General features: G+C 70.4%; 6 protein-coding genes. All 6 read right to left on the reverse strand.

What is annotated here, in order from left to right; all coding sequences use genetic code 11:
* A partial coding sequence (locus tag AB0C29_RS26915; RefSeq protein WP_360825488.1) for a deaminase occupies positions 1-450 on the reverse strand: 450 nt, incomplete at its 3' end.
* Positions 447-1,616, reverse strand: a complete 1,170-nt coding sequence (locus tag AB0C29_RS26920; protein ID WP_360825491.1) for an ROK family transcriptional regulator — start codon at positions 1,614-1,616, stop codon at positions 447-449. The genes AB0C29_RS26915 and AB0C29_RS26920, both read right to left, overlap by 4 nt.
* A gap of 86 nt (positions 1,617-1,702) precedes the next feature.
* The gene (locus AB0C29_RS26925) at positions 1,703-3,199 is read right to left on the reverse strand and encodes a glycoside hydrolase family 36 protein (protein WP_360825494.1); all 1,497 of its coding nucleotides are present in this window, start codon (positions 3,197-3,199) and stop codon (positions 1,703-1,705) included.
* Positions 3,200-3,289: 90 nt separating this feature from the next.
* Positions 3,290-4,636, reverse strand: coding sequence for a sugar ABC transporter substrate-binding protein (locus AB0C29_RS26930; protein ID WP_360825496.1), 1,347 nt, complete (start codon positions 4,634-4,636; stop codon positions 3,290-3,292).
* A gap of 29 nt (positions 4,637-4,665) precedes the next feature.
* Positions 4,666-5,547 carry a carbohydrate ABC transporter permease gene (locus AB0C29_RS26935; RefSeq protein WP_360556760.1) on the reverse strand — a complete coding sequence of 294 codons (882 nt, stop codon included), beginning with the start codon at positions 5,545-5,547 and terminating at the stop codon, positions 4,666-4,668.
* 12 nt (positions 5,548-5,559) lie between these two features.
* Positions 5,560-6,441, reverse strand: coding sequence for a sugar ABC transporter permease (locus AB0C29_RS26940; protein WP_360825499.1), 882 nt, complete (start codon positions 6,439-6,441; stop codon positions 5,560-5,562).
* Positions 6,442-6,701 lie beyond the last annotated feature (260 nt).

Here is a 6,701-nt window from a genome sequence, read left to right on the forward strand (position 1 = left end):
CTCACGGAGCAGGCCGGCCTTCTCGGCGTCCTCCACCATGCGCAGGGCGATGCGGTCCTTCACGGATCCGCCCGCGTACCAGGGCAGGTCGGGGCTGGCCGGCCACGTTGCCGTGACGGCGGATCCGCCGTCCGCGGGAGACTCGAGTCCGTAGTAGATCTCGCTCACCTTGAGGGCCATCGCCGCACCGGCGCACATGAGGCAGGGCTCCAGGTTGACCGCCAGCCGCACGGGGTGCGGGCGTGGCCCCCAGCCGAGCTCCTCGTCCGCGGCGATCATGGCCAGGAGGTCGGCGTGGACCAGCCGGCGTCCCAGCGAGATGTCCCGGGTGAAGGCGCGCGAGATGATGCGGCCGCCCATCTCGACGACGGCTCCGATCGGGAGCTCGCCCTGTGCCATGCCTTCCTCGGCGACGTCGATGGCGGCACTGATCAGGTCGTCCGGCGTCATCGGCGGCGGGGGGCGACCGGGGCGGAGAGGCCGGCGCTGAGCAGCCGGTCGTCGACCTCGTTGAGGGCCAGCTTCAGCGCCCCGAGGGCGACCGCGTCCGCGCCCAGCGTGGAGGCGCGTACCTCCGGCATGCGCAGGCACAGGCGCTCGAGTTCGCGGCGCAGCGGGTCGAGCATGAGGTCGGCGGAGCGGGAGAAGCCGCCGCCGAAGATGACGACCTGCGGGTCCAGGGTCAGCACGAGGGCGGCGGTGCCGACGGCGAGGTCCTTGACGTAGCGGTTGACGGCGCGGAGCGCGGCCTTGTCGCCCTCTCGGGCGGCGTTGAAGACCCAGGCGGCGGCGTCGTCGGGTCCGACGGTGTGGGGGACGCCGGGGCAGTTCTGCAGGTGGGCGGGGGCGTCGAGCCAGCGGACCTGCTTCAGGGCGCCGATCTCGCCCGCGGCGCCGCCGAAGCCGCGGCGCAGGATGCCGTCGATGATCAGGCCCGCGCCCGTGCGCATGCCGGCCAGCAGGTAGACGATGTCGTTGGCGTCGCTCGCCGCGCCCTTCCAGCGTTCCGCCAGGGTCGCGAGCTTGCAGTCGTTCTCGACCAGGATCGGGCAGGCGAACCGGCCGCCCAGGTGGGCCGTCAGGTCGACGCTCTGCCAGCCCGGCAGCGGGGTGAAGAAGCTGGTCCGCCCGGTGGCGTCGACGGCGCCGGTGACCCCGACGGTGACCGCCCAGATGTCGGACGGGGTCATGCCCGCCTCGCTCAGGCAGGCGTTGACGACCGCGTCGAGCTCGGCGAGGCGGGCGGCCGGGCCGGCGTCCGCGGCCACCGAGTGGCGCAGGCTGCGCACGATGTTGCCGTCGAGGTCGGCGATCAGGGCCAGTATCTTGTGCACGCCGACGTCGACGCCGATGACGTGGCCGGCGGTGGCCCGGAACTGGTACCGGCGGGCGGGCCGCCCGACGACGCTGTTGGCCCCGGGCTCCAGCAGGCTGGCCCAGCCGTCGGTGACCAGCCCCTGGGCGATGACGTCGACGGCGGGCCGGGACAGGCCGGTGCGCTGGGACAGCTCGGTGACGGTGGCCGGCGGGTGGGCCCGCAGTGCCCGCACGACGCTCAGGGAGTTCAGCTCACGCAGCCGGGGCAGGTCCGCCCCGGCCGTCACCAGTTCCGTCAAGGTATGTCCCTCATCGTTGAGCGGCGGTAGCCGCCCACATACGCTTCGAGCTTTACAAAACAGCAGGGCGATCGCAAGGCGCCGGGTCAGGTGATCGGGTACGCCTGCGCGGCCGAGGTGATCGCCGGGGCGAAGTCCACCTCCCGCCCGTCGACGGTGTAGACGTAGCGGCTGCGTCGCCGGATCTCCGGTTGCGCCACCAGATACGTCCGCAGGTCGTCGAGCTCGGTGGCGCTGAGCCAGCTGGGCGGGTCGGACAGGGCCCGGAACCGGCAGATGTCGGCCAGGTCGCGCAGCCACCCCAGCTGCTGGTCGGTCAGCAGGTTGAGGCGGCTGCGGAAGTACACGACGTCCGGGTCGACCTCGGTCAGCGGCTGGTGCCAGAGCCGGTGCACGGTGTTGACCACGGCGTTGCGGGCCATGGCGTCGGACGGGTCGTCGCTGGCGTAGTTCTGCCACATCGGCGCGACGTCGGGGCCGCTGCGCAGGCCGTCGAGGATGCCGAGGGACGGCAGCAGGATGGCGCCGCTGCCCAGCAGGTAGACGTCGTCCCCGGCGACCCGGCGGATCAGCATGAGGGCGTCGCGGTAGGTCTGCTCCCGTTCGGCGCCGTCGGCGCGTACGCCCGGTACGGCGCCGGCGTTGATGAAGTCCAGCTTGAGGTACTTGAACCCCCAGTCGTGCACGACCCGGTGGATCAGCTCGGCGAGGTGGTCGAGGGCGGCCGGCCGGGACAGGTCGAGGGCGTGGTAGCCGGTCCCCCAGTTGTTCCCGGCGACCACGAGCTCGCCGCGGGTGTCGCGGAGCAACAGCTCGGGGTGCTGCTGGGCGAACCGCGAGCCGGGCAGGGCGATGAACGGGGCGAGCCACAGCCCGGGGGTCATGCCGGCGTCACTGATCCGGTCGGCCAGCGCCCGCATGCCGGCCGGGAACTTGTCGTTGGGCTGCCAGTCGCCGACCATCCGCTCCCAGCCGTCGTCGACCTGCACCACGTCGAACGGCAGACCCTCCAGGTCCTGGAGGTCCTTGGCCAGCTGCTGCTCGGTGATCGCCTCGTAGTACGCGTACCAGGAGCACCAGACGTTGCCGGCGCGCCGGGTGCGGCTGCCCAGCCGCCCGGCCAGCTGCCTGGTGTACGCGGCGAACACCTCGTCCTCGGGGCCGTAGGCGGCGAACCAGGGCTGGGCGCCGTGTTCGTACCAGCCGGCCAGCGTGTCCCGGTCGGCGGCGAGGCGGGCGGTGCCCAGGCCGAGCCCGCCGAGCAGCAGGATGTTGCCGTCGCCGCCGTCGAGGGCGGCCACCGCCGAGGAGTGGTGGCGGGCCGGGTCGTCCCAGACGTCGTCGTCGGCGGTCAAGCGCCGCCGCGGGTCGGAGATGCGCAGCGGCGGTTCGCTCAGCCGTCGCCAGCCGCACGGGCTCCAGGAATTCTGCCCGTGGCGGTAGAACAGGGCGTCGCCCAGCTCGTGCAGCAGGGCGACGCGGCCCGGCGGCAGGATCAGGCCGCCGTCGGCTGCCTGCGGGTGCCCGGGGCCTTCGTGGACGAGGGCGAACGTGCGGCCGGCCAGCTCGATGAGCGATGCCATGGTTCTCCTTGGCGGGGTTGCGCGGTCGGGTGCGGGCTCCGGCGCGGCGGGCGGAGGCTGTTCCCGCCGCGCCGGACTGCTCGGTCGGTGCTACTTGAACAGGGCGTTGACCTGGTCGTTGGCCTTCTTCAGGGCGGTGGCCGAGTCGCTCTGGCCGAGCACCGAGGACTGGATGGCGTCCTGGACGATCTGGCTGATCTCGTTGCCGTGCTCGGTGATCGGCAGGAAGAAGGTGCCGCCGGGGGCCTGCGCCTGGTCGACGAACGGCTGGACGTCGCGGCCCTTGCTCTGGTGGGCGGCGAGGGCCTTCTCACTGGCCGACTTGATGGCCGGGAACACCGCGGCGTTGCCGCCGACGATGTCCTGGCAGCCGGAGGAGGCGAGGAACTTGACCCACTTCCAGGCCTCGTCCTTGTGCTCGGTGCCGGCCCAGATCGCGTCGGACAGCCCGTTGATCGGCGTCTTGCGGCCCTGCGGCCCGGCCGGCAGCGGCGCGAACGCGAACTTCGCCTTGGCCCCGTCGCCGAGATAGCTGTTGATCATCCAGGAGCCGGCGGTGGTGATGGCGCCCTTGCCGGCGTTGAGCAGCGCGTCGCGGCTGAGCGTGGACGACTTGTCCAGCGGGGGGCTGTAACCCTTGGCGATCAGCGACTTGAACCATTCGATGGTCTGCGCGAGCCTGGGGTCGTCGTACTTGTACCGGCTGCCCCACGGGTTCTTGTCGAGATAGGTGAAGCCGTCGGCGGCGGCGAAGATGCCCCAGCCGTTCTGGCCCTGCGCGCCGTCACCCCATTCGGGCAGGTAGCCGTACGTCTTGATCTTGGTCTTGTCGAAGCCCGGGTCCAGGCCGTTGCGGCCGCCGGTGTCGACGGTGGCCCGGGCGATGATCTTCTCGAAGGTGCCGCCGTCGGCGGGGTTCCAGCTCAGGTCCTTGAGGTCGGCCAGGGTGATGTCCTGGGCCTTGAGCTGGTCGGTGTTGTAGACCAGCGCGATGGTGTCCCAGTCCTTCGGCAGGCCGTAACGCTTGCCGTCCTTGGTGAACAGGTCGGCCAGGCCGCTCTGGTACTGCGCCAGGTCGATCTTGTCGGCGGTCACGTACGGCTGGATGTCGAGGATCTGGCCCGAGCTGACGAACTGCGGATAGTAGGAGCCTTGGTTGGTCCACACGTCGGGGGCCTCGCCGGCGGCGAGCTGGGTGGTGAGGCCCTGCCAGTACTGCTCCCACGCGGACTGGGTGATCTGGATCTTGATGTTCGGGTTGGCGGCGGTGAACGCGTCGGCGCACGCCTGGTAGGAGGCCTTCTGGTTGTCGTCCCAGAGCCAGTAGTCGAGGGTGACGGCACCACCGGCGTCGTCGCCCGAGCCGGAGCAACCGGTCAGGCCGGCCGCGATGGCCAGCGCCAGCAGTGCCGCACCGGCACGCGTTCCACGGATCATCGGATTCTCTTCTCTGCGGGGTGGGGGGTTCACTTGCTGCCGGTGAAGTTCAGGGACTGGACCAGGCGCCGGCCGACGAAGCCGAGCAGCACGAGCACGGGAACGACCGACAGCGTCGAAGCGGCCATCAGCCCGGTCCAGTCCGGCTGGGTGTTGGGTGACTGCTGCAGGAACACGCCGAGCGCGACGGTGACCAGGCGGTTGTCCTCACCCCGGCCGACCAGCAGCGGCCAGAGGTAGTCCTTCCAGGCCCAGACGGTCGTGGTCATCCCGATGGTGATCAGCGGGCCCCGGCTCATCGGCAGGGCGATGCGCCAGAAGACGCCCCACGGGCCGTTGCCGTCGAGGATCGCGGCTTCCTCCACGTCGCGGGGCAGGGACAGGAAGAACTGGCGCAGGAAGAACACGGCGAACGGGGTCATCAGGATCGACGGCGCGACCATCCCGGCCATGGTGTTGATCAGGCCGAGATCCTTCACCAGCACGAAGTTGGGCAGCAGCGTGAAGATCGGCGGCACCATCAGGGCGCTGATCACGACGGCGAAGGTGAGATCGCGGCCGGGGAAGCGCAGCCGGGCGAAGGCGTAGCCGGCCATCGCGCAGAACAGGGTCTGGAACACCGCGATCAACGTGCAGTAAACCACCGAGTTGAGCAGGTACCGCGCGAAGTGCAGCTGCGCGCCGGAACCGCCGGCGGCGCGCGCCTCGGCCTCGGTGGTCAGGCCCAGCACCCGGGCGAAGTTGATCAGGGTGGGGTCGTGCGGCAGCAGGCCGGCGTTGTCGGTGTAGAGGTCGGCGGCGGGGGTGAGCGCCGTGCGGACCATCCACCAGAACGGGAAGACAGTGACCACGACGACCACGGTCAGCAGCGTCCACGCCAGCAACCGCCCGGGACTGAAGGTCTTGCGCATGTGTCAGGCCCCTTACGCCAGGTCCGAGCGGGACGCACGCAGCAGGCGCATCTGCACGGCGGTGAACACGCCGAGGATCAGCGCCAGGCAGACGGCCGCGGCGGCGGCGTATCCCAGGTGGAAGTACTTGAACGCCTGCTCGTAGATGTAGAGGTAGATGACGCGGGTGGCCGAGGCCGGGTCGCCCTGGGTGGTGACCGCGACGGTGTCGAAGATCTGGAACGAGCCGATCAGGGAGACCACCAGTACGAGGGCCAGCACCGGGCGCAGCAGCGGCAGGGTGATGCGGTGGAACATCCGCCACTCTCCGGCGCCGTCGATCGCGGCGCTCTCGTAGAGGTACTGCGGGATCTGGAGCATGCCGGCGTACAGCAGCAGGGCGGTGTAGCCGGTGTAGGCCCAGGTGTTGATGCCGGCGACCGACGGCATGGCCAGGGTGGCGTCGGTGAGGAAGCCGACCGGGGCCAGCCCGAACGAGGTGACCAGGTGGTTGACGAACCCCAGGTTGGTGTCGAGCAGCCACATCCAGAGCAGGCCGATGGTGACGTTGGGGACCAGCCAGGGCACCAGCAGCGTCGCCCGTAACAGCACCGAGCCGGTCAGCCGGTGCATCAGTGCCGCGATGCCGAGCGCCAGCACGGTCTGGGAGACGATGTTGAGGACGACGTACCAGGCGGTGACCCGCAGGGAGTGCCAGAACTGGTCGTCGGCCAGCAGCTTGGTGTAGTTCTCCGCGCCCACGAACGAAGGCGTGTTGAGCATGGTGTAGTCGGTGACCGAGTACCAGGCGCCGCGGGCGGCCGGATAGCCGTAGAAGATCACGAAACCCGCCGCCACCGGCAGCAGGAACCACCACGCCGCACGACGGTCGTCGCGCTGTCTCGTCGAGCTCATCGGTCGCCTCATATCCGGATCCGGGTCAGCTCTTGCCAGCCGCCCCGTTCTCGAATAATGATGTAGACCTTCAATATTTTGTCAATAGCTCTTCGAAATGAGCCCGTAACGTCGAGACCCCGACCCCCATCGGAGATCCCCATGAAGTCAGCCCGCCCCGCCCTGGCGGCTCTTGCCGCCACCCTCATCGGGGCCGCATCGGTCCTACTCGCCCCGGCGGCTGCGCACGCCGCCCCGGCCGGCCCGCCACCCCGGCCGGC

This window comes from Actinoplanes sp. NPDC048791, from assembly GCF_040650095.1.
Classification (GTDB): Bacteria; Actinomycetota; Actinomycetes; order Mycobacteriales; family Micromonosporaceae; genus Actinoplanes.

What these genes read in the sequence shown, in the direction of transcription:
- AB0C29_RS26925 (WP_360825494.1), bottom strand. Translation starts at nt 3,199, where the DNA reads ATGGCATCGCTCATCGAGCTGGCCGGCCGCACGTTCGCCCTCGTCCAC.
- AB0C29_RS26930 (WP_360825496.1), bottom strand. Translation starts at nt 4,636, where the DNA reads ATGATCCGTGGAACGCGTGCCGGTGCGGCACTGCTGGCGCTGGCCATC.
- AB0C29_RS26935 (WP_360556760.1), bottom strand. Translation starts at nt 5,547, where the DNA reads ATGCGCAAGACCTTCAGTCCCGGGCGGTTGCTGGCGTGGACGCTGCTG.
- AB0C29_RS26940 (WP_360825499.1), bottom strand. Translation starts at nt 6,441, where the DNA reads ATGAGCTCGACGAGACAGCGCGACGACCGTCGTGCGGCGTGGTGGTTC.